At 41.2% G+C, this 22,061-nt stretch carries 17 protein-coding genes; 9 read left to right on the top strand and 8 right to left on the bottom strand.

Going from position 1 to position 22,061, the window contains the following annotated elements; translation table 11 throughout:
• Positions 1–52 precede the first annotated feature (52 nt).
• Positions 53–3,322, top strand: a complete 3,270-nt coding sequence (rne, locus tag OCI93_RS10420) for a ribonuclease E (RefSeq protein ID WP_261626363.1) — start codon at positions 53–55, stop codon at positions 3,320–3,322.
• 794 nt (positions 3,323–4,116) lie between these two features.
• On the opposite strand, the gene OCI93_RS10415 is transcribed toward rne, so the two are convergent.
• Both OCI93_RS10415 and OCI93_RS10410 read right to left on the bottom strand, forming a co-directional pair.
• A complete protein-coding gene (locus tag OCI93_RS10415) occupies positions 4,117–5,463 on the bottom strand; it encodes a transglycosylase SLT domain-containing protein (RefSeq protein ID WP_261592368.1) in 1,347 nt (448 codons plus the stop codon).
• Positions 5,464–5,536: 73 nt separating this feature from the next.
• Positions 5,537–6,115, bottom strand: a complete 579-nt coding sequence (locus OCI93_RS10410) for a hypothetical protein (RefSeq protein ID WP_261592367.1) — start codon at positions 6,113–6,115, stop codon at positions 5,537–5,539.
• Between the two features lie 186 nt (positions 6,116–6,301).
• Here OCI93_RS10410 and OCI93_RS10405 point away from each other — a divergent pair, with 186 nt between their 5' ends.
• Genes OCI93_RS10405 through OCI93_RS10395 form a run of 3 tightly spaced genes read left to right on the top strand, consistent with a single transcriptional unit; the run spans position 6,302 to position 9,609 of the window.
• Complete coding sequence (locus tag OCI93_RS10405) at positions 6,302–8,020, top strand: COG3014 family protein (RefSeq protein WP_261592366.1); 1,719 nt, start codon at positions 6,302–6,304, stop codon at positions 8,018–8,020.
• Positions 8,021–8,024: 4 nt separating this feature from the next.
• Positions 8,025–8,639 (top strand): penicillin-binding protein activator LpoB, encoded by a 615-nt coding sequence (locus OCI93_RS10400; protein ID WP_261626362.1) that lies wholly within the window; start codon positions 8,025–8,027, stop codon positions 8,637–8,639.
• On the top strand, positions 8,587–9,609 hold the full coding sequence (locus tag OCI93_RS10395; RefSeq protein WP_261626361.1) for an LPP20 family lipoprotein: 1,023 nt from the start codon (positions 8,587–8,589) through the stop codon (positions 9,607–9,609). Before OCI93_RS10400 ends, OCI93_RS10395 begins: the two co-directional genes overlap by 53 nt.
• A gap of 81 nt (positions 9,610–9,690) precedes the next feature.
• On the opposite strand, the gene yejK is transcribed toward OCI93_RS10395, so the two are convergent.
• Positions 9,691–10,704 carry a nucleoid-associated protein YejK gene (gene yejK / locus OCI93_RS10390; protein WP_261592363.1) on the bottom strand — a complete coding sequence of 338 codons (1,014 nt, stop codon included), beginning with the start codon at positions 10,702–10,704 and terminating at the stop codon, positions 9,691–9,693.
• A gap of 64 nt (positions 10,705–10,768) precedes the next feature.
• Between yejK and OCI93_RS10385 the strand changes: the two genes are divergently transcribed.
• From OCI93_RS10385 to OCI93_RS10365, 5 genes are read left to right on the top strand one after another with little or no spacing between them, the layout of a single operon-like run.
• Positions 10,769–10,981: a YejL family protein gene (locus tag OCI93_RS10385; RefSeq protein WP_261592436.1), complete on the top strand. Its 213-nt coding sequence runs from the start codon at positions 10,769–10,771 to the stop codon at positions 10,979–10,981.
• A 4-nt stretch (positions 10,982–10,985) separates the two neighbouring features.
• The gene (locus OCI93_RS10380) at positions 10,986–12,482 is read left to right on the top strand and encodes a DUF3413 domain-containing protein (protein ID WP_261592362.1); all 1,497 of its coding nucleotides are present in this window, start codon (positions 10,986–10,988) and stop codon (positions 12,480–12,482) included.
• Between the two features lie 60 nt (positions 12,483–12,542).
• Positions 12,543–13,016 (top strand): DUF4094 domain-containing protein, encoded by a 474-nt coding sequence (locus tag OCI93_RS10375; RefSeq protein WP_261592361.1) that lies wholly within the window; start codon positions 12,543–12,545, stop codon positions 13,014–13,016.
• 60 nt (positions 13,017–13,076) lie between these two features.
• Positions 13,077–14,819, top strand: a complete 1,743-nt coding sequence (gene aceK, locus OCI93_RS10370; protein WP_261626360.1) for a bifunctional isocitrate dehydrogenase kinase/phosphatase — start codon at positions 13,077–13,079, stop codon at positions 14,817–14,819.
• Positions 14,809–15,747: a LysR family transcriptional regulator gene (locus tag OCI93_RS10365; RefSeq protein ID WP_261592359.1), complete on the top strand. Its 939-nt coding sequence runs from the start codon at positions 14,809–14,811 to the stop codon at positions 15,745–15,747. The genes aceK and OCI93_RS10365 overlap by 11 nt, the downstream gene beginning before the upstream one ends.
• Before the next feature lie 633 nt (positions 15,748–16,380).
• Here the strand turns inward: OCI93_RS10365 and OCI93_RS10360 are convergent.
• The 5 genes from OCI93_RS10360 to OCI93_RS10340 all read right to left on the bottom strand — a co-directional run bounded on the left by OCI93_RS10360 (position 16,381) and on the right by OCI93_RS10340 (position 22,060).
• Positions 16,381–17,388 carry a phage late control D family protein gene (locus OCI93_RS10360; protein WP_261626359.1) on the bottom strand — a complete coding sequence of 336 codons (1,008 nt, stop codon included), beginning with the start codon at positions 17,386–17,388 and terminating at the stop codon, positions 16,381–16,383.
• A 10-nt stretch (positions 17,389–17,398) separates the two neighbouring features.
• Positions 17,399–17,614 (bottom strand): tail protein X, encoded by a 216-nt coding sequence (locus tag OCI93_RS10355; protein ID WP_261592357.1) that lies wholly within the window; start codon positions 17,612–17,614, stop codon positions 17,399–17,401.
• Positions 17,615–17,625: 11 nt separating this feature from the next.
• Positions 17,626–18,072, bottom strand: a complete 447-nt coding sequence (locus OCI93_RS10350) for a phage tail protein (RefSeq protein WP_261592356.1) — start codon at positions 18,070–18,072, stop codon at positions 17,626–17,628.
• Positions 18,072–21,464 carry a hypothetical protein gene (locus tag OCI93_RS10345; protein WP_261626358.1) on the bottom strand — a complete coding sequence of 1,131 codons (3,393 nt, stop codon included), beginning with the start codon at positions 21,462–21,464 and terminating at the stop codon, positions 18,072–18,074. Before OCI93_RS10345 ends, OCI93_RS10350 begins: the two co-directional genes overlap by 1 nt.
• Positions 21,465–21,802: 338 nt before the next feature.
• On the bottom strand, positions 21,803–22,060 hold the full coding sequence (locus tag OCI93_RS10340) for a phage tail assembly protein (protein ID WP_261592354.1): 258 nt from the start codon (positions 22,058–22,060) through the stop codon (positions 21,803–21,805).
• Position 22,061 lies beyond the last annotated feature (1 nt).

Genomic DNA, 22,061 nt, shown 5'->3' with positions numbered 1-22,061 from the left:
GCTCATGCTGAAAACAGTCAGACTCGACTAAATTTGAAAGTAGAGTAACAATATGAAACGTATGCTAATCAATGCTACGCAGCAAGAAGAAATGCGCGTTGCACTGGTTGACGGCCAACGCTTATACGATCTAGATATCGAAAGCCCTGGTCACGAACAGAAAAAAGCCAACATTTACAAGGGTAAAATTACCCGTATCGAACCATCACTTGAAGCCGCTTTTGTTGATTATGGCGCTGAGCGTCACGGTTTTCTCCCTCTAAAAGAAATTGCAAAAACTTATTTCCCAAGTGGTTACACCTTCAACGGCCGTCCTAATATCAAAGATGTGATCAGAGAGGGTCAAGAAGTTATAGTGCAAGTTGATAAAGAAGAGCGTGGCCAAAAAGGCGCAGCGCTTACTACTTTTATCAGTGTAGCGGGAAGTTATTTAGTATTGATGCCCAACAACCCAAGAGCTGGTGGTATTTCTCGCCGCATCGAAGGAGATGAACGCATTGAGCTAAAAGAAGCGCTAAGTCGTTTAGACTTACCAAAAGGCATGGGGCTTATAGTACGCACAGCAGGTGTTGGTAAGTCTTACGAAGAGCTAGATTACGACCTTAAAGCACTGCTTGTACATTGGCAAGCGATTCAGCAAGCTGCCGATGGCGGTAAAGCACCGTTTTTAATACATCAAGAAAGCAATGTTATCTTCCGTGCCATTCGTGATTATTTACGTCGTGATATCGGTGAAATTTTAATTGATAAAGCGCGCGTTTTTGAAGAAGCAAAAGCACATATTGAACGCTTTCGTCCTGATTTCATCAGTCGCGTAAAGCTTTATCAAAATGATGTGCCGCTATTCACTCACTATCAAATTGAAAGCCAGATTGAGTCAGCGTTCCAACGTGAAGTTAGGCTCCCATCTGGTGGTTCGATAGTTATTGACCCAACAGAAGCTTTAACCTCTATCGATATCAACTCGTCAAAAGCAACTAAAGGCGGTGATATTGAAGAAACAGCACTGAATACGAATTTAGAAGCCGCTGACGAAATTGCACGTCAATTACGTCTACGAGACTTAGGTGGCCTTATTGTTATCGACTTTATCGATATGACGCCGCCTCGCCACCAGCGAGAAGTTGAAAACCGTTTAAAAGATGCAGTGCGTCCTGATAGAGCTCGCGTACAAATTGGTAAAATTTCACGCTTTGGCTTATTAGAAATGTCTCGCCAACGCCTACGCCCTAGCCTAGGAGAAGCAAGCCAGCATTCATGCCCACGCTGTAGTGGTCAAGGTACAATTCGCTCAAACGATTCGATTGCTTTGTCTATCTTGCGTTTGATTGAAGAAGAAGCAATTAAAGACAACACAGCGCAAGTGAATGCACAAGTGCCTGTTGCCGTCGGTGCATTCTTACTGAACGAAAAACGTAAATCAGTTCATAGAATCGAAAAACGCCATAACTGTGATGTTGTCATTATTCCAAACCAACACATGGAAACTCCGCATTACGAAGTATTGCGTTTGCGCAAAGACGAAACCTCTCAAGCCGCCAGTTACGAACAAATGACTGTACCAGAGCCTGAGGTTATTGAAGTGTCTCGAGCACCGGTTGCTGTGAAAGAAGAGCCGGTATTAAAAGGTGTAGTTATGCCTACTGCTCCTGCTCCAGCTCCCGCATCTACTCCAACTGCACCAGCTAAACCAACGGCTGTAACCAAAGTTGAACCAAGCCTGCTTACACGCATTAGCAATTGGCTAAAAGCCTTATTCACGCCAGAGCCTGAACAAAAGGCACCAGAGCAAAAGAAAGAACCTGAGCATAGGCCACGCCGTAGTAACGATAATCGTCGTAAAAATCAAAACAGGCGTCGAAACAACCCCAAAAAACGTGATGAGCAATCACAGGACAACAGTGTTGAGCAAGAAACACGTAACAATGAAAGCCGTCCAAGTAACGACAGTCGTGATAAAAACGAAGGTCGTAATAAACGCCGTCGCCAAAACCAGCGCAAGCGCAACGATGTAAGCACTACTGAACCTGCAAAAGAAGAAGCTGTTGTTAATACTGAAGTTGAAGCAAAAGAAACGAGAGTTAAGCCTCGACGTCAACGCCGTAACATGCGCAAAAAAGTGCGCGTGAGCGAGCAAACAGATACTAGCAGTGAATCAATTGCTGTAGAAAACGTATCAGAAAATAAACAAGCTGCTATGCCTGCTGCAACGGAACAACCGAGTCCTGAGAAAAAGACTCCGGAAACTTCAAGCAAGAGTCAAGAAAAAGTTAAAGAGCAGCATATTGATAAGCCTACCTCTGATGCTAAACTAGTTCAAGAGCCTATTGATTCAGTCATTGATGAGCAGCCTGAGCAAGCAAAGCAAGGTGAAGAAGCAGGTACTGACGAAACACCAAGAACACGCTCTCGTCGCTCTCCAAGACATCTGCGCGCTGCGGGTCAGCGTCGTCGTAAACCCGAAGGTGATAAAGATGCTGAACCTGCTTTCATTCCTGTTGCGGATCAAGCTGCAGCAGAATATGAAGCACAGCTAAAAAGCGAGGACGAAACAGCTCAAGTAAAAGCAAACTCTGATATTGTGCCAGAAGCACCTGCTGTTGAACCAGTTAAAGCAGAGACAGAAGCTCAGCCAGAAGCACCTGCTGTTGAATCAGTTGAAGCAGAGACTGAAGCTCAGCCAGAAGCACCTGCTGTTGAACCAGTTAAAGCAGAGACTGAAGCTAAGTCAGAAGCACCTGCTGTTGAATCAGTTAAAGCAAAGACAGAAGCTCAGCCAGAAGCACCTGCTGTTGAATCAGTTAAAACAGAGACTGAAGCTCAGACAGAAGCACCTGCTGTTGAACCAGTTAAAGCAGAGACTGAAGCTCAGTCAGAAGCACCTGCTGTTGAATCAGTTAAAACAGAGACTGAAGCTCAGCCAGAAGCACCTGCTGTTGAACCAGTTAAAGCAGAGACTGAAGCTCAGTCAGAAGCACCTACTGTTGAATCAGTTAAAACAGAGACTGAAGCTCAGCCAGAAGCACCTGCTGTTGAATCAGTTAAAACAGAGACTGAAGCTCAATCGCAAGCACCTAGTGCCAAGAATGTTAATGGTATAGCTTCTATATCGCGTAGACGTTGCACAAACAACGCCAGCGCACCGATGAAAAAAGCAAGTAGTGTTGATGAGCAAGTAGATGTGATCACACCTTCAGCCATGCCCCATGAGGCTCGTGAAGTTGTTGCTAACTCTGGTTTATCTGCAGGCTCTAAAGCGCCTATGGGTAAAGCAAGTGCAGGTATGACGTCAACAATGGCTATGTCTTCAACGCCTCAATAAAATGTTGAATCTAGTCATACTGACTAGCAATAGTAGATAGAATAAAAGGCCGCTTAATGCGGCCTTTTTATATAATATTTATCTCTTTTATGTCACAAATAATATCGCGCCCACGAATCAAAATATAAAATGAAAGTGTACTGCTTATTACATAAGTTATACTAATTGCATTAATAAATGATCAAGTATTACGATAGATAAGTGACTTAGTAACTGGGGGCAAAAAATTTCAATATGCAGCGGGCTATTGCTAGCGAATTCAACTCAGAAATACCCAAAAAGAGCGGTGACGTAACATTTCGTTTATCCAGAGTTAAGGTTATGTTGTAAATCGACTATATTAGTAAGGCCTGTACTTATCATCTGAGCATCAGGAATAACAGTGATTGGTGTAGTTGATAATGCACCAACACGAAAACCTGTTACCTGAATACGTTCATTATTACCATACGCTTGAACTAAAGAAATAGTATCTCAACTAGAGCAGCTTTAACTCCATGAGAAACAAGCTTTAATTACGTGTTTACACTACTCAACCCCATTGAATTTCTACTTATATTAATCTTTTTAAACTGAAGAGGAAAACTACGCAAGAAAATAAGTTTCCTCACATATCTAACGCCTAACGGGCTGCTGTAAACAATCCATTATGGGAGATTCAAAGAAGCAATGTAAACATGTATTCATGTCCTTAATTTTAAATGATGCCTACATAAATACTAATTTTTTGTTCTTAATTGAAGGTTACAATATAGATAATATAATCACGCAGCGAAGCGCTACAAGTTTAGAAATTAAATTGTCTGGTAAAGGTGCTCTCGCTCAAGTACTCTTTGCAAATAATGTTTAGTTTCATCATACGGAAGACCTTGCTCTAATGCTGCTAATACGAGCTCTGGCGTCATTGAGTTAATAATACGACTGGCTTTTTTAATATTACGTGAATTATCACTATTAAACACCCTCGCAACATTACCCGCTCCAGTGTTATATGCCGCTATCATGCAATATTTTCTGCTTAATGGATCTATTATGTGGCGTAAGTAGCGCTTATCGAGTATATGAAGGTAAGCCGCACCTGCCTCTATATTGTTATCAGCTACAAACAAATAAGGGCCCGTCATTGGTTCATCCAAATTATACAAAAATCGATTTACATCTACCCCAGCGCTGGTTGGTACCACTTGCATTAAGCCAAATGCAGGAATAGCGGACTTAGCTAAAGGGTTAAAATGGCTTTCAGTATGCATCACAGAAAATACTAAGCTCGAAGCAATATCAAAGCGCTGACTATTGTCGACTATCTGCTTTGTATACGCTTTGGCCCGCTGTGGAAAGTTGTTACTTTTTGGTAATGAAATTGAAAATTCGCTCACTTGTGATTGTGACTGTGGTGCTGCAGCAATTGCCTTGATGCTGTTTTTTAAGCGCCGAACTCGCTTCGTTTGCAACTGTTCCAATTGCTGTTTTTTCTCATTTAACAATGTCTGTGCTTTATGTGTGTCAGAAGCTGATGTAGTTAAAGCTAGTTTATTATCAAGCTGACGCTCTATCAGTTGTTGCTGCTGTTTAGTTTGCTGCTCAATTTGCTGTCGAGCCACAAGCAACGACTGCGCCTTTTTTGCGTTATCGAGATTATACCTATGTGTGGAGGATAATTCTGTTGGGTCTAGGTGTTGCTCACGTCCTTGAAAAAAAGCATCTAATAGCGCTCTATTTTCAGATAAAAAAACTTCAAAAGCCTCCCTTGCCTGCTCAGTGGATGGTGTATGTAATTCTTCGTGCCGGACAGAGATTGATAAACGATTATTTTCAAAATCAACAACTAAGCGAGCATCATTTGCAGCGTTATAATCAACATAGCGCGCATTGTCTGTCACTTTTGCCTCACCCCACTTCGCAATCAACTGATCTCGAAAAGCGTCAAGTTCAGCAAAGTGTTGCTCTACATACTTATCGAAAGCTTGTAAATGCTGTTGTTTAAAAAGCTCAAATTCACTGGATGCTTTATCTTGTTGAAAATCGCTTTGCCATTGCTGCATTGCTTCATCAAGTTCACTAAACAAAACTGTTTGCGATGCATGAGCTGTCATTGAAGCAAGCTGCATACATACAACAAACGTGGTTATTTTTTTAAGCATAATCACTCCCTAAAACTACCAATAAGTCCTTTAACGGTGAAGTACATTTAAGCTGCACTCCACATGCCCAAGCTTAATTAGTCAATTTGGCAATCTCTTTTTCTAAATCTTGCTGTGCCTTAAATGCTTTAAACTCTTGATATAAAAATTGCTCATCTCTTGGGTCAATACTAGGCTTTGCTGTTTTGACTAAATCTTTGAATAAAGTTTTAGTTAGCTCAGGCGATAATGTAGTCAAAGCACAAAAATAGTCTTTTCCTGATATATCAACCACATCTGCTTTTACTACACGAGACCCATTCAGCGTTTGTTTGGTGAGTTGTTTAGATACAGAGCTGAACGTACTACCAACAGAGGTTGCATCATTTGCATCGGTGCGATTAGAGAATGTTTTATCTAAACCTTCAATACGCACTTCAATTTGTTGCGCAAGCGCCAAGCGTGAATTTGCTACCGCCATTTTCTGATCCACTGAAATATTCCCAGAATACTTAACACAATCAGCCGCAGCAATACCATCTTCAATAATAGGGCTAAGTACCCAATCTGGAATATTCACTCTTGGGCTAGATGCCCCGTTCTCATCAGTTGAACTACAGGCTGTCAGCATCCCAGCAAGTACAAGCGTAGTGATCAGAGGTTTAATTTTCATATTCTTTCCTTTTGGCCCGAAGCATTTCTTTGATTCCAATCTAGCAAACTATTTCTAGACTAACAGTAATAAATTGTAAAAACGATTTTTAACAATTTATTGCTTTTATAAAGTTTATAGTTCTATTAACTTACTGACATTGATAGTATGAATTCGTCACTTCACGAATATGCAAAGGACGCTTCATTGAGTGCCAGTATAAAAAAAGTTATTTTATTATTTGTTGTTTTAGTTCAACTTTGCCTACTTAGTGCATGTAATCTTACACCGTTTCAACAACTCTCCCCTGCACAGTTGGTACAACAGGGTAACTTTGTTAAAGCCAAACAAACCATTACCAATAATTACAGTAAGTCAGGTAACGAACGATTACTCTACCATTTAGAATTGGCAAGTCTATTTCATCTTGAAAAAAACTTTGCACAAAGTAATCAACATTTAAGCGATGCACTGACTCTAATTGACTCGTTTTATACACAAAGTATTTCTCAATTAGTCATGACTCAATTTAGTGGACCAACTTATGCAACGTTCAAAGGAGAAGCCTACTACGTACCACAAATTCATATAATGAAGGCGCTCAACTTCAGTGCACTGGCAAAGTCCCAACCAACAAAAGCAGATAGTTATTTTGACGCTGCACTGATTGAAATGCGCCAACTCGATGTATTTTTAGCCCAACTTAAAGATGAAACTGGTGGCTATAATAGCGTGCAAACCGATGATTCTCTTACTGCAAAAATCAATCGAGTGCTAACACCGGTTTTTACTCCAACGGATTTACTCAATAATATCGACTACAAGGATGATGCTTTTGCACATTTTTTAAGTGGCGTATTGTTTGAACAAAGTGCAGAGTTTGACTCTGCTCGCTTACAATATCAACGTGCCATGCAAATATACGAAAATGGCTTTGAACAACAGTATAAATTACCAGCAGAAATCTCTAATAAAGCGCTTGCAGGCCTACTACGTGTTATGCAACATGCTGGCGGTTATGAAACTGAGCTGCTCGCTTTACGTAAAAAACATCAAGATATAGTTCAAAACAGCAACAATTTAGCAAACGTTACCGTGATACAAAATATTGGCATTGCACCACAACGAAAACAACTGAACTTGTTACTTAAAGCGGACACACAAGCCAAAGCACTCGTAATGACACCCATTGTATTTGGCAATACTAAAGAACGCAGGGCACAAATGCGCTGGTTTAGCATGTTGCATGCAGATACCAGTTTATTTGATATGATTCAAAATTATATGCTAGGTGATATCGGCGATGTTGCGATGGGTGTCGTCACCAAACGCATTCCGTTAGGCCCTTTGTGGGATGACGCTGTAAAGCTGGGCATAATAGACGCTTTAGAGTTTGGTTCAAGAATATCGGTCACTTACCTTGAGCCAATTGATACCCCTATCACGAAGAGTGAAATTTGGGTGGCTGGAAAACGACATACACAATTACTTCCATATCATTCTATCAGTTTACTCACTTTGCAAGATGCCTTAAAAAAATCACATAACGAAATACAAATGGCGTTGGTGAGGGAGTTAAGTAAGGCATTATCAGCTAAAAAATTATTAAAAGAAGCCGGTGTAAAGCAAGATAATTTATTAGGCCGATTAGCAAAACTCTCTACTTCTGTTGTTAATGCAGTGACCGCTTCAGCAGACACAAGGCAATGGCAAACATTACCATCTGAAATTCGTTTAGCACAGTTTTCACTCCCTATTGGCGAGCAACAAATCACCATAAAAACTTACTTGAGCTCGGGACGTATTATCGAACACAGTGAAAAGCTCATGGTGAACAAAAACATGAGCCTATGGCACACTCACACTTTTGTAACCAAAAATAGTGAGCAAGCCACTCTCACAAAATCAACTTTGAACATGGAATAATGGTATGAAAAACAATCGCACATTAATTAAGTTTGTTCCTTTTGCAGTGCTTGCAACACTCTCTCTGAGTGCCTGCAAAAGTACAAAAGTAGAACGCATAGATGCAAATCAAGAAGTCGCATTATCTGATAAGTGGAATGGTAAAGATTCACAACTGGTCGCTGAGGCGATGATAAGTGACATGCTAAGCTTTCCTTGGGTAAATGATCATCTAAAAAATGAAGGCTCCCGCCCCGCGATTATCGTTCAGACGGTACGTAACAAGTCACATCAACATATCGCAGTAGATACTTTTTTAAATGATTTGAAGCGTGCTATTTTGCGCTCAGGACAAGCTGACTTTGTGGCCAATCAAGAAATTAGAAATGAAATTAGGGAAGAGCGCAAAGACCAAGAGTTAAATGCTTCTCTTGAAACGCAAAATGAGATGGGACAAGAGCAAGGTGCGGATTACGCACTCTCTGGCACGATTAACTCTTTTGTTGATCAACAAGGTGGTAAACGAGTTACCTTCTACCAAGTAGATTTACGTTTAATTGATATGACCAGCAATCGTGAGGTGTGGAATGGACAAAAGAAAATTCAAAAACTACAAGAGCGTTCAGGCTATGGGTTCTAGGTTAACAGCAACGGTTTGCCTGAGTTTATTATTGCTTGCTGGCTGTCAAACAACCACTACAAATAAACCTGATACTGCCGTACCCGATTGGATAGTTCAAACGCCAACGTCTGATTATTTAATATATGGCGTCGGCGTCGCTGACAGCGTTGGAGATATGCAAAACGCTAAGCTTGCTGCACAAGAGTCAGCACGCTTAGCTCTTGCCAAACAGTTAAATGTGACTATCTCCGCAACTACCAACATATCGCAACGCGCAACAGAAAAGTCGATGCAATATCATGTAGATGAAGTGATAAACTCGCAGGTGCCTAATATTTTGCTACAAGGCGTAAACATAGAACAACAATACCAGCAGGGTAAAACAGCCTATGCATTAGCTTCTTTTAATCGAACGCAAGCAACAATGCAGACGGAGTTAAGTATCCGTGGTATAGATGATGAAATCATGCAGGTAGTGCTCAATAGCCCAACTAAATCACAACGTCTAAAGCACGCTATCAAAGTAAGAAAGCTTGCTGTTAAACGCACTAAGCTCAATGACTACCTCAGTATGCTACAAGCCGTTAAGTTGACTAAACCATCGACGGTGTTAACACAACTTGCCAAAAGTGAAGAAATACTCAATAGCTTAAGCTTTAATATTACCCCAGACTCTTATAAGCACATTAATATTAAAGACTTACTTGCCAGAGCCTTGACGAGCAATGGAATTCACATAGTACCAAATGAGGCTGATTTTGAACTGTCATTTAGAGTAAATTGGCAACACATAAAAAAGGCAGACACTTTCTATAGTATTGGAGAGAGCTTTTTAGTAGTGACTGAAAATGGCCGAGAAAAAGCACACTTTAATAGCAAAGTAAAAGCCGCTTCATCTTACGCACAAACGGCTAAGAATAACGCGATGCATAAGCTTGCTGATAAGTTATCAACCCAACTTGCACACTTTATTGTATCTGGTACGTAACAACGTTAATCTCTAAAATATGCCGCGCTATGTAGGCGGCATACTTTGTTGCGTTCGAGATATACACAAAAAAGGTTTCAGTTATTCGTCTTGCTCATAAAAACGCTGAAGTTGATCTTTTAAATTAGGTGGAATGCCTTTAATCGTCAACGTATCGCTTTGTGCATCATACATAACTCGTTCACCTAAATGCTTACGCTCAAAACCTACGCTTACCCCACCACCTAAGCCTGAAAACTTAACCATGGTACTAACCGTTTTTTTATCTACCGGAAAAGACTCTTCTAGCTCATAGCCCTGTTCTTTGTAAAACGTCTCAAATGGCGCATCAGAAGACTTTGAAAGGGTATCGGATAGCGCTTCAACGTTGGCATCTTCTCCTGACGCCACACAGTCATTACAATAGTCAAAAACCTCTTTACGTAAGTCATCTTTCTCTTGTTTATCAAACTGCTGCTCGCTTAAATACCCTTCAACGGCACTGAGCATGACTTGCGATTGTTGCTTTGGATCAATCCCCTCTTCACACCCTAAAAAATCTAAGAAAAAGTCAGCAACTTTACGCCCTGCACGACCCTTTATAAATGAAATGTAACGCGCATCATCTGCCTGTACATCCCACCCAGTTAAGTCAATACGAGCAGCTAACTGCATACGTGATATATCCAAATGTCGTGATGCGGATAAATCAAGCTCTGAGGTAATTGAGTAATGCTCTTTAATATTAATTAATGCAATTAGAATGTAGTCAGTTGCAATATACTGGTAATGACAAAACACCAAATAGCCAGTTTCGCTAAACGCATATTTGTTCAACTCTTCTTTTAGCACCTCAGTGGCTTGTTGTGTCATGTGCCAAAAGCCAAGTTCATTGTTACGATAACTTTGCATAGCCGCAGATACTTTGCTGTTTTTATCTCCACTAAATGCGCAGTAGCCCTTACCTGGCTTACCATTGTAAGCATGGTGTAACTGTTCTATAAACACATTTACTCTATCGTTAACTTGCATTTCATCTTCGCGTAAGTGTATCTGTGTATCTTCATCTTGCTTGTCGACATAATGTACAACTAGCTTATTCACCTCTATGCTCATCTTTGTTTTTCACGCCTCTGGTGTTAAAATGAAAAAATATAACTCTTTAATATTGAACCAACTGATGCCTATCCAATCTAAATATTCCAACCAACAAGTGGAACAAATTGTTGATCAACTCATCGATGTACTGACCTCGCAGCAGGCACCAGTAGATTTGAGCCTTATGTGTTTGGGAAATTCTATCACGCATATTTTAAAAGAACATGTGCCAGAAGCGAAAAGACAATCAGTTGCTGAAAACTTCGCTAAAGCGCTCGTACAATCGGTAAAATAACTGAATGAATTTAACCCCACAAAGCCCGTTTTCTTCTAAAGCTAGCCAACTATTAAGTTGGGGACACTGGTTTACCTTTGCAAACATAGGGTTAGTACTGCTTATCAGTAGTAGCTATTTATTTGCAGACAAAACACCAGCAAGCCTGCTAGGTGGCTTCTACATGCTGATCACTTGGCTAAGCCACACCAGCTTTATTACTTTTTGTGCATTTGTACTGACCATATTTCCGCTCAGTCTTGTTTTCCCCTACCCTCGGCACATTCGCGGTATGGCAGCGCTAATAGCAACGTGTGGGGTTTCTATACTTAGCTTAGACGCTTTTGTATACTTTCAACTAGGTTATCATTTAAATTTACAGTCAGGGCCTGAAATCGTCTCGTTATTGTGGAATAAATTCAGTGATTCGCCTTTTATCACTTCGGTGTTGGCAATTGGTTTTGTTTTACTTGTACTCATTTTTGAATTACTTGCCGGCAACCGAGCATGGCGTCACTTAGCTGAACTCAAGCAATATAGATTTCCAAAATATGCCACCGTTGCATTAGTGGGTTGTTTTGCCACTAGCCACAGCATTCATATTTGGGCTGATGCGAACGCTTATTTTGATATCACCAAACAAGATAATGTATTGCCACTTTCTTACCCAACCACGGCAAAAACCTTGTTAGCTAGGCATGACTTGCTAGACATAAAACGTTATGAAAAAGCGCACGATATTAGTTTAACGCAAATAAAAAACCCGTTTTCAGTCATCGAACCTATCCCTATTTGCAAAGCACCTACTAACAAACCGGTCACTATCGCTGTTTTCAAGCAGCCAGATAAACTAGCAGAGTTCGTTACTCGCCAGCAACTTGTGCCTATTAAACAGCTTTTGCAACCTACAAACCATGAAGACGCATTATTCAACCTCATCTATGGATTGCCTGCTTTTTACAAACCTGCAATGTCACAACAGCCTCCGCCACCTTGGAGCGCTTCTGAGCCACTATTGAGTGTTACTGGTTTTGAAAGTTTTAATGACATATTAAATCCAGAGTCACCGATTAAAATTATTAGTGCCAGCGCACTGGAAACACAAAATAATATTCAAGGTACTATTATTGCGTTTTCTTTGGCTCCAGTAAGCACCGATGTGATACATAACAGTGTCTTATACAGTAATGATTTTACCATTTCACAGCAGCTCTTTTTTAAACAATTGCAAGACATCACCTACACTCTGGTTGCTTCTCACTTGAATTGTTCCGAACTGGCAAGTCATACTATGTTAGGTAGAGACCTCCAGCACTCAGCGAGTGTTGAAGGTGTTAACTATACGCAAGGTGTATTGGTGGCATTTAAAAAAGATAGGATTACTTTGGTTAGCCAAGATGGCAGTTATAAAAACCTTTCTGGCACCGAAGGCTTTGACATTGATCAAAAGCTTGATATTCCATTTTTAATCAATAGTATCAAGATATTGAAAAAGTTTTCCTTGAAAAAAAGCGAACCTTAATTTGCCATTTTACAATGTTTGTCTATCTTTGAGTGAGGAAATTACTCAAAAGGAAGCTTTATGATTCGCAGTGTTATTTTTTTACTCTTTTTATTTTCTCTATCAAGCCATGCAAAAACTATCGTCAATTATTATAAGTGTGTCACAGAGCGTGGCACAGTATATAGTCAATTTCCATGCGGTAGTAATGGCACCCAGCACATATTAACTAATACCGACCCCAGTGCGGGTGTTCCATCTGAGCAGCATTACAAAACACTCAATCGATTAGAAAAAAAGCAACTGGTTCGTAATCTAAAAAATAAGATCAGAGCCAAAAAACATGAAGCTGCAATTTTAACCCGAGAACGAGACAGAGCAACACGTGATCAACAGCAGCGGGTAAATCGCATAATGGATGATAAAGAGCGCAACAACACGCTTAAAGATATAAAGCAGCAGCTCAAAGACATCAATAAAACTTACCACCAGCAAGCTCGCACACTGAGCAAAAAAATAGCACAATTAGAAAAGCGCTTAAAACGTTACGAATAAGTGACAGCGATTATAAAAACCGTTAACCTATAAACAGGTCATACCACTTAAGGTGATACGGTGCAGTCATTTTCAATTGCTGAGCTGATATTAGCTGGATTTACAAGGCATTATCAGCTCTTTCAAAGTATAACGCAGCAAACTGGACATGCTTTTGCTATGCAAGAGTGGTCAGCAATACAGCAACTTAGTAAGTCAAGGATCAGCCACTATGATAGGCGAGTTGACGAAACAATTGACCGCTTAAAAGCATCTTTACCCTGTACTAAGCTCAACGAACCATTATGGTATCAAACAAAGCAAGACTATTTAGAACTACTGAGCTTTCACCCCCAAGCTGAACTAGCGGAAACATTCTACAACAGTGTTTTTTGTCGCCTGTTTCACCGCCGTTACTTTAACAACGATTTTATTTTTGTTGAAACAACCTTAAAAGATGCCCCAGCTTTACCTATAGAAGCAGAATATCGTAGCTATTTTCCTGTTGTTAGTGGGCTGAAACCAACTATTAAAGAGATAATTAAACATATTGAGTTTAAATGTAAATTTAATAATCTAGATAGGGATATCAAACTACTCATGAAGGCGTTTATTCGCCAAGCACCAAATACACATCACAAAAGCTACATGATGCGATTTGATATACTCCAAGCCCCTTTTTATAGAAATAAAGGCGCTTATATAATAGGTCGCGTTGTCTCAAAAAGCGGTGTACAACCATTTATTATCTCAGTATTGCACCACCTTGAAGGTGGCCTATATATTGATGCACTACTTACTAACTCATCACAAATGCGCGTTATTTTTGGGTTTGCCAGAGCCTACTTTATGGTGGAGACTCACGCCCCTTCAGCTTTAATGCGGTTTTTAAATCAGCTTATGCCAAATAAAACCCCTGCAGAACTATACAATGCACTGGGGTTTCATAAACAAGGTAAAACAGAGTTCTACCGTGAGTTTTTAGCACACCTCAATAACAGCGATGATAAGTTTGCGATAGCACCGGGCACCCCGGGTATGGTGATGATGGTATTTACGTTGCCTCATTTTCCGTATGTATTTAAAGTCATTAAAGATAATTTTGCCGAGAGCAAACCATTTGGTCGAGATACCGTTTTAGAACGTTATCAACTGGTAAAGAATCATGACCGCGTTGGCCGAATGGCAGATACGATTGAATACTCTGATGTGGTTATTCCAAAAAATCGCATTGAGCCATGTTTGCTAGAACAACTAAACAATACCATTGCAGATAGTATGTATGATGAAGGAGATATGCTCGTTATAAAGCACCTCTACATTGAGCGTCGCATGACACCACTGAACCTTTATTTGCAAAATGCCGATCAAAAGCAAACCGAGTATGTGATGAGGGACTACGGTCTCGCCATAAAAGAAATGCTTCAGGCTAATATTTTCCCGGGGGATATGCTGCTAAAAAACTTTGGTGTGAGTAAACATCAGCGCGTTATTTTTTATGATTACGATGAAGTACAGTACCTTACCAATATGAAGTTTAGAGATATGCCAAAAACTGACTTGACAGATTTATACTGCGGTATGGACGAACACTCAGCAGCCCCACAAGATGTATTTCCTGAGCAACTGTGTACATTTGTTCTCACAAACCCTACACTCAGAGCTATATTTGAACAAACTCATCCTGAATTACTAACAGCGAATTATTGGCAGCAGGCACAACGAGATATAAAAAATAAGGTGGTAAAACATGTCTATCCTTACCCACAATCTCAGCGCTTTACCCACCTAGATAAGATAAAAAAGGAACGCCGTGAACATTAGTAAAATAGATTTAAACTTACTCGTGTATTTAGATACCCTGCTGCGAGAGTGCAATGTTACACGCGCAGCAAATCAACTTAGTATTACTCAACCAGCAATGAGTAATGGTCTGAAAAGACTACGTAACTTATTTAATGACCCTATTTTAGTGCGTACCAGTGAAGGTATGGTGCCAACAGAGCGTGCCCTTGAATTACAACCCGTAATTCGCGGCATATTAATGACACTGGAAGAAACGCTTGCACCAAATAGGGAGTTTGTCGCCAGTCAAAGTAATCGTGTGTTTCGTATCATGGCCAGCGATTACGCCGCCAGTACCCTTGCACCAAAACTGCTAAATAAACTTCATGAAGAAGCACCTGATACTACATTAGATATTTTAACCCCCAGCGACGTTACCTTTCATGATGTAGAAAATGGCAAAGTTGATATGGCAATCAACCGTTTTGAAAACCTGCCACAATCGTTTCATCATAAACAAATTTGGAAAGATAGCTTCTGCTGCTTAGTAAAATCAGATAACCCTATCATCGATGGCTTTAACTTAGATGCCTATTTAAATGCTCGCCATATTTGGGTCAGTAAAACTGGATTTGGTGTGGGGGTGGGGATGGACCCTGCGGACGTGCAAAAATTAGGCTGGGTGGATGAAGCACTCGCACATTTTGGTAAACACAGAAATATTGCAACTTTTACACGTAACTACCATGTTGCGATACATTTAGCGAAAGAACAAAACTTAGTAGCAACCTTGCCGTCAAAAGCAGCAAATATCTATAAAGATGACCCAGGATTAGCAATTTTAGAACCGCCATTCCCTATCCCACCGTTTGAGCTAGATATGATCTGGAGCCCACTATTACATCGTGATGCAAGCCATATTTGGTTAAGGCAAAAAATAGCCGAAGTTGCACAAGCATTAAAATAATACCATCTACTGAAATTTTGAGGCAAAACCGTGTCGATAGCACAACTCTCACATACAGCTAGCGGCGTCAGGCATAGTCCTCAAAAGAATTAAATATTATGGTGGATTAATTTTAGCAATATAGAAATGGCAGAGGCCAATAGCCCCTGCCCTGTAAATCGTTTTAACGTTTACTCTTCACAAGGCCAACCATACGGAATACTTAGCACTGGCCATAGTCACTTAAGGCACCGTCATCGTTGCATCTGTAGGTTCTATACATCATTAATAAAAGCAAATATGACTTCACATTCAAAATATTCACATATTTCATTTTCTTAAACTGCCTATAAACGAGTTCTAAGATCAATCAATTGCCGAGAGCATTATTAAGTTTATGATAAGTAAATTTAAGTTATTTTATTGAAGTTAATTTTACGTTTATTAAGGAAGTATTTTAGTAGCAGAGTTTTGCAAATTTTTCGGAAGGAGGCCAGAGCCTGCACATGTGCACAGGATAGCCTTAGTTGGAGAAAGGAATCGTTGGTAGGAATAAAGAAGAAGGATATGCTTTGTTCGCTTCTATAAGGCGAAAGCATCAATATTTTTATAAATTAAAGTAATTTAAGAACTAAAAACTTAATAAGAGGCCTGTTAAATAAGTTGCTCACACACCAAGTGAGAGCGGAAACCTTGCTTATTGATACAGTGCTCAACACCATCAACAAACCATTTGCCGTCGGCGTCGCTTTTAGTATTAACTATTTTAACAACAGCACCGGCAACAATGTTGGCATCACCAATAATGGATAGGTTAATGCGCGTACTTGCACGCTTTAGTCTATTGTGCTTGGCTTTTGCCGCACGCTTTGCAGACGCCTCATCAGCGTATACATATGCCAATACAATACTAGGGCTACCACTGCCTTCCTTAACTGGGGTGCGTGCTGCCTTATCTAAATCGTAATAAAAGGCGGTTACATCGCCTACTTGTCGATAAGCATCTTTACCATAGCGCCAACTCAATATCTGTGAGTTTTTTATTTCCACTTCTTTGAGCTCTTTACCTGAGAGCGAGCGTCCAGTTCCTCTTGCCATGAAGATCAGCTTGTCATGGGCTATTTTTACAATGGCATCGAATTGCTCAGCCAACATGCTGAGTAGTTGAGCATCACTTTCACTTTGTTCAATATGGGGTAACTCAATATTTTTAAAAGCATCACCGACTTTAGCTTCAAGCCCATATTCTCCTGCAATATCAGAGACTAATTCACCTAATTTCTTGGGCTGTTTCGGGTCTTCAGGCCAAGAGCGATGCTTTGGAGCTTTCAAAGCAGTATGCCAAAGTAACTTATTACCAAATAGCTCTAAAGAGCGCACTGGACCCGTTAAATTAAACTCCCCTACTTCGAACTTACCTAGTGGCGTGAGTGTAGCGCTTTTATCCTCATTGCCCTCTTTGTATCCCATTGCAATTTCAACCAAATCTGTGGGTTTAGGCTGTTGAATGGGCGCCGCTTCTAAATTATCAAAGCGTACATAACAACTATCGCTCATTAATCCAGTTTTCATGCGAACCGTCACGTTAACAACCCTATCGATAAGGCGTTTAGCAACTTCTTTACCATTGGTTTTGATAGAAAACTGAGGTTGTATATCCATAATTTATTCCTCAATCCCAAATATTAATGATGTTATCTTCTATGGGCTTTTCAATTACTTCTGGCAGGAATATTGCTATATTCTCAGAATAAATAGCCCCTCGTTCAGCAAGACCATGATTTGCTTCTAGCACCAGTTCTACCATTTGATTGCTACGCCCATAATGCCGCCAACAAATGTTGTCTAGGCAGTCACCATCACGTGTGACATAAGTTACGCCGCTCATTATTTACCTCGTTACTTTGTATTACCGTCATAACGGTCTAACGTCATTTGAAATTGAATTTCTCTAGGAATACCATCATTAAGAAACAGCGAACGCTCTTCGTTGATAGACTTGATTATCCATTTGCCCATCACACGCCCAACAGAAGGACTCGATTTACCACTTTCTTCAACATAACCTAGCGTAAGAGGCTGACCCTTAGCCGCCTCTGCTCGCATTTTATCGACCTGTACTAACCCTCCTTCAACAAGCTGAGGATAAATTGTGCCGTCGAGATTAATACTTTGCTTACCCACCCCAACAAACTGCTGAACCGGGCTTTTATCTTCAGTTTGAGAGTCTTGGGTCTTCCAGCGATACTCTGTTTCGTAAGATAATTTGCTAAATGCCGCACTACTCACTGAAAATTTATACTCTCCCAGTTGCATCATGTGCGACGCACTATTTACTTTTGCCATTAAGCTACCTCATCAATGTATTGCAAGCGCATATCACGCTGTGCTTGCTGTTGTTTTTGTTCAAGCGCTTGCTTGATTTGCTCAGCAATATCCATAGCTGACATATCTGGTGTGGCGTTTACCGTAATGTTTGCATTCACCGTGACACTGCTATTGACGGTTTGTGTAGCAGACGTGCCACTTGATGTTTTAGACTGAGCTCGGTGGAGTGCACTTGGATTTTCAGCAAGCGCATCGTTCTTGTTATCAGGCAAAAGATTACCGGCTGGAGAACTGTCGTTCCGAGAACTGTCGTTCCGAGAACTGTCGTTCCGAAAACTATCACTCAAAGCACTTTCATTTAATGGCTTTGTACTTGCTTGCTCTTTACCCATGATGGTTTCAGTTAACCAACCACCTAAGCTACCAATAGCAGGACCCGCCAACATGCCACCAACCCAGCTCGCCATCGGTGCTAATGCTTTGCCTTTTTTCGACTTACCCAGCGTGCCCAAGATGAGCTCTCCCGTTAACCAGCTACCACCAGTTTGCCTTATAGCTTGTGCTTTTTCTTTCGCAGAAAGTGTGTCATTGGTTGCAGCTCGCAGGATGCTAAGGCCATTGACCACATTGCCCAAAATGCCACCCATGTTAGCAATACTCATAAGTATGTTGCTTTTCTTACTTGAGCTTTGCTGCATTGCACCAACAGGTCCCAGCGCATTACCTGCAGCACCCAACACGTTATCAATTGGGTGCTTAACTTCACTTAGCTTTGTAGAGTCGCTCTTGGCTGTAGTTTGAGTTATGGCTTGAGTCTGTGTTGAATCATTAGCTGCGATATTGCCAAGTGTGGCGTCAACGTTAGCCATATTAAGCGACTGGGCGTTAACTAGATTACCAGTTGGCTCTTCAGTCGTGCTATTTAACATTGCTGGTGCAGCAGGTTGTTCATTCTTTGCTGGTTTTTCATCTTCAAGTGAACTACCAAACCAGTCCCCTAAAAACCCGCCAATTGACTCTCCCCCAAATGAGCCTATCGCACCACCAATGGCACCACCAATTAATGTACCGACCCCTGGGATAATAGAGCCTATTGCAGCCCCCGCCGCTGCACCAGCAAGCGCACCACCAGCACCACCTGCCGCAGAACCTATTTGCTGAGATTTTTCGCGCTTACTTAAACTGTCATCAGATAGTGTTGTGGCAACATCTGCAGCACTCAATATCGTTCTCAGTGGGCCAGTAAAACGACCCAACATCTTAGTCACAGGGCTTTTAGCTAAACTTTTAAAAATACCACCAAGCTTACCAGGTGACTTTTTCATTACACCAAAAATAGGATCATTCGCGGCACGACGTTTACCCAATTTACGCTTATTTTGCGAGAAAACTGGCTTAGCTGCTTGCTTGAAGCCTTTGACCTTGTTATCTAAACCTCCATCTAGCACTCTAAGTGCTGGTTTTGGTGTTTTAATCTTGGCTTTTTGACTTTTCTTAGACACCATTACATCACGGTTTTCTTTTGCCCACGGCTTATTGTCACTACGATATTGCGTTTGGCGCTGTTTAGACGCTCGTCGCTTACTTGTACGCTTTCGTGAAGGCCGCTTTTTACGGCGCTTTGGCTTTTCGTTCTGGGCCGGTTCATCTGCACCAAAATCAGTGAAAAATTCAGTAGCAGCATCTCCAATTGACGACAAGTCTCCGTTTAAGGTGCCTTTAAAATCAAGTTTACCAATTGCTGATGAGTGCTGTTCAAATACAGACGCAGCATCACCAAAGCCAAACGCCTTAAGCAGATCGGGTCCTGCTTTTACAAGTGATTGTAAATCACCATCCATTACCGCTTTTATGTCTAACTGTTTAATGGCTGGCAGTACATCATTCAGCGCTTTTGCTGGGCCTTTTAGATTGGCCGCTTTTAATAAACCCGGAGCTGCATCAAGCAAACTCGATATATCACCCGTAGCGAGGCCCTGCATATCCAACTGTTTTAGTGCTGGCATGGCTGTTTGCAACGCTTTTGCTGGGCCTTCTAAATTAATCGCTTTTAGTAAACTCGGAGCTGCGTCCAGCAAACTTGACATATCGCCCGCTGCAAGACTTTGCATATCCAACTGCTTTAGCGCTGGCATGGCTGTTTGCAATGCTTTTGCAGGGCCTTTTAGATTAGCCGCTTTTAGTAAACCCGGAGCTGCATCAAGCAAACTCGATATATCACCCGCAGCAAGACCCTGCATATCCAACTGCTTTAGCGCTGGCATGGCTGTGTGCAATGCTTTTGCTGGGCCCTCTAAATTAGCCGCTTTTAGTAAACTCGGAGCTGCATCAAGCAGACTCGATATATCACCCGCAGCGAGGCCCTGCATATCCAACTGCTTTAGTGCTGGCAAGGCTGTTTGCAACGCGTTTGCTGGGCCTTTTAGATTGGCCGCTTTTAGCAATCTGGGAGTCAAATCATCAGACGCAACATTTTGCATATCTAGCTGCTTAAATGCTGATAGCTTAGCCATAGTCGGCCTAATACCTAGCTTGGTATTACCTGCTTTTTGTCGCGACCGTTTATTTGTCGCTGTATTTGTTCGGCGCGTATTACTCTTTCGGCCCCGAGCAGTGCTAGCTTCATCAAGAACCTTTTGAGTCGGCTTATTCGCCGCCTTTGCTGCCTTTAAAGACCCAGCCTCAAGTGCAGTATTATTCAATGCCCCATTAGGCTTTGGTGATAATGAGTTTGGGCTTTGTAATTTATTATTCGCTTGGGCGTTATCTGATTGAGAAACTGATCCGACATTGCCCTCAAGTGCAGCTAATAACTCCTGCACTGAGTTGTTTACAGCGCCAACTGACCAATTTAGCTCAGTAAAACTTGCATCCAAAGATTGAATATCAATGGCTTTAAGTAAACTAATCGTACTCTGCTGCACTGAGCGCATACTTTCACGCATGATGCTCTGTGTATCAACTTGGCGAAGTTCGGAGTCTTCAACACTCGATAAGCTACCTTCAATATTTGCAGAAGCTATGCCCATTTGTGGTGATGATTGACCTGCTTGAGCGTTTGGCGAAACAAAAGAAGGCGCTAAGTCAAGCGAGGTGGCACTCACTTGCTGCAATGCAGAGTTTAAATCCGATAAGTACGCTCTTAAGAGCCCTTCATGACTTTGTAGCAGTTCATTTATATTGAACTGTGCCAACATAGCCAATAATGACTTAAGTGGTTTAGTATCGATTGCTAAAGCATCATCAAGTTGTTGCATCATCTGCCCAAGTAACGCGGCACTTACGCTGATGTCTTCATATGGCTGCACTTTTGGCAGTTTGTTTTTTACTTTATTTTCAACAGAACCCTGCACAGTTGAAGCACCTTGCTGTGCGTTGCGATTTTGATCAGAAGACCCCTGATTTGTCATAGCGATACCTAGGAAATACAAAGAAATGAGCGAAGTGCCTGTTGAGAATATTGACTAAAGCCAAAGGAGGTTTGGCGATGCGCTAACAGGCGTGGTGTTATTCACCTCAATAGAGGGTTTATTTGTACTGCAAATAACACTGGTAAATATTATTTGCAGTACAAAAAAGGCAGGTAAAAACCTGCCTTGATGTACTGATGGCAAACTTTAATTTGCCTCAGTAGATTGTTTATAGTCTACGGCTGCCTCGAACCAATCGCAAAGCTCAGGTTCGGTCAGCGCGTTAAGCTCGTTTAAGCCCCACCCAGTATATTTAGCAAGGGCAATAACCATCCCTTTTAAACGCTTGGGCGGGATACGAGAAAAGCCTGAAGTTTTTCGCGCAACTTAACAAAGTCACTCCAATCAAGCTCTTCTATCACTTCAGGAGAGACTTCACACAGATTTGAGAAATAGCGAATTTCGCTTTCTGACTCACTCAAATCTGTTTTGTCCACCATTAAACGATCACGCACTTTAGGTCGTCTCATTGTTAGTTCGGCATACTCATGCGCATCGACCGTGACTGGGAAGTTCAGTTTAATGATATCTGTCATA

The sequence above is a fragment of the Pseudoalteromonas holothuriae genome, from assembly GCF_945859825.1.
GTDB lineage: Bacteria > Pseudomonadota > Gammaproteobacteria > Enterobacterales > Alteromonadaceae > Pseudoalteromonas > Pseudoalteromonas holothuriae.
Note: the sequence above shows the minus strand (reverse complement) of the source record. Positions and strands in the feature narration are given on the sequence as shown.

What these genes read in the sequence shown, in the direction of transcription:
- rne (WP_261626363.1), top strand. Translation starts at nt 53, where the DNA reads ATGAAACGTATGCTAATCAATGCTACGCAGCAAGAAGAAATGCGCGTT.
- OCI93_RS10415 (WP_261592368.1), bottom strand. Translation starts at nt 5,463, where the DNA reads ATGCTTAAAAAAATAACCACGTTTGTTGTATGTATGCAGCTTGCTTCA.
- OCI93_RS10410 (WP_261592367.1), bottom strand. Translation starts at nt 6,115, where the DNA reads ATGAAAATTAAACCTCTGATCACTACGCTTGTACTTGCTGGGATGCTG.
- OCI93_RS10400 (WP_261626362.1), top strand. Translation starts at nt 8,025, where the DNA reads ATGAAAAACAATCGCACATTAATTAAGTTTGTTCCTTTTGCAGTGCTT.
- OCI93_RS10395 (WP_261626361.1), top strand. Translation starts at nt 8,587, where the DNA reads ATGGACAAAAGAAAATTCAAAAACTACAAGAGCGTTCAGGCTATGGGT.
- yejK (WP_261592363.1), bottom strand. Translation starts at nt 10,704, where the DNA reads ATGAGCATAGAGGTGAATAAGCTAGTTGTACATTATGTCGACAAGCAA.
- OCI93_RS10385 (WP_261592436.1), top strand. Translation starts at nt 10,769, where the DNA reads ATGCCTATCCAATCTAAATATTCCAACCAACAAGTGGAACAAATTGTT.
- OCI93_RS10380 (WP_261592362.1), top strand. Translation starts at nt 10,986, where the DNA reads ATGAATTTAACCCCACAAAGCCCGTTTTCTTCTAAAGCTAGCCAACTA.
- OCI93_RS10375 (WP_261592361.1), top strand. Translation starts at nt 12,543, where the DNA reads ATGATTCGCAGTGTTATTTTTTTACTCTTTTTATTTTCTCTATCAAGC.
- OCI93_RS10360 (WP_261626359.1), bottom strand. Translation starts at nt 17,388, where the DNA reads ATGGATATACAACCTCAGTTTTCTATCAAAACCAATGGTAAAGAAGTT.
- OCI93_RS10355 (WP_261592357.1), bottom strand. Translation starts at nt 17,614, where the DNA reads ATGAGCGGCGTAACTTATGTCACACGTGATGGTGACTGCCTAGACAAC.
- OCI93_RS10350 (WP_261592356.1), bottom strand. Translation starts at nt 18,072, where the DNA reads ATGGCAAAAGTAAATAGTGCGTCGCACATGATGCAACTGGGAGAGTAT.
- OCI93_RS10345 (WP_261626358.1), bottom strand. Translation starts at nt 21,464, where the DNA reads ATGACAAATCAGGGGTCTTCTGATCAAAATCGCAACGCACAGCAAGGT.
- OCI93_RS10340 (WP_261592354.1), bottom strand. Translation starts at nt 22,060, where the DNA reads ATGACAGATATCATTAAACTGAACTTCCCAGTCACGGTCGATGCGCAT.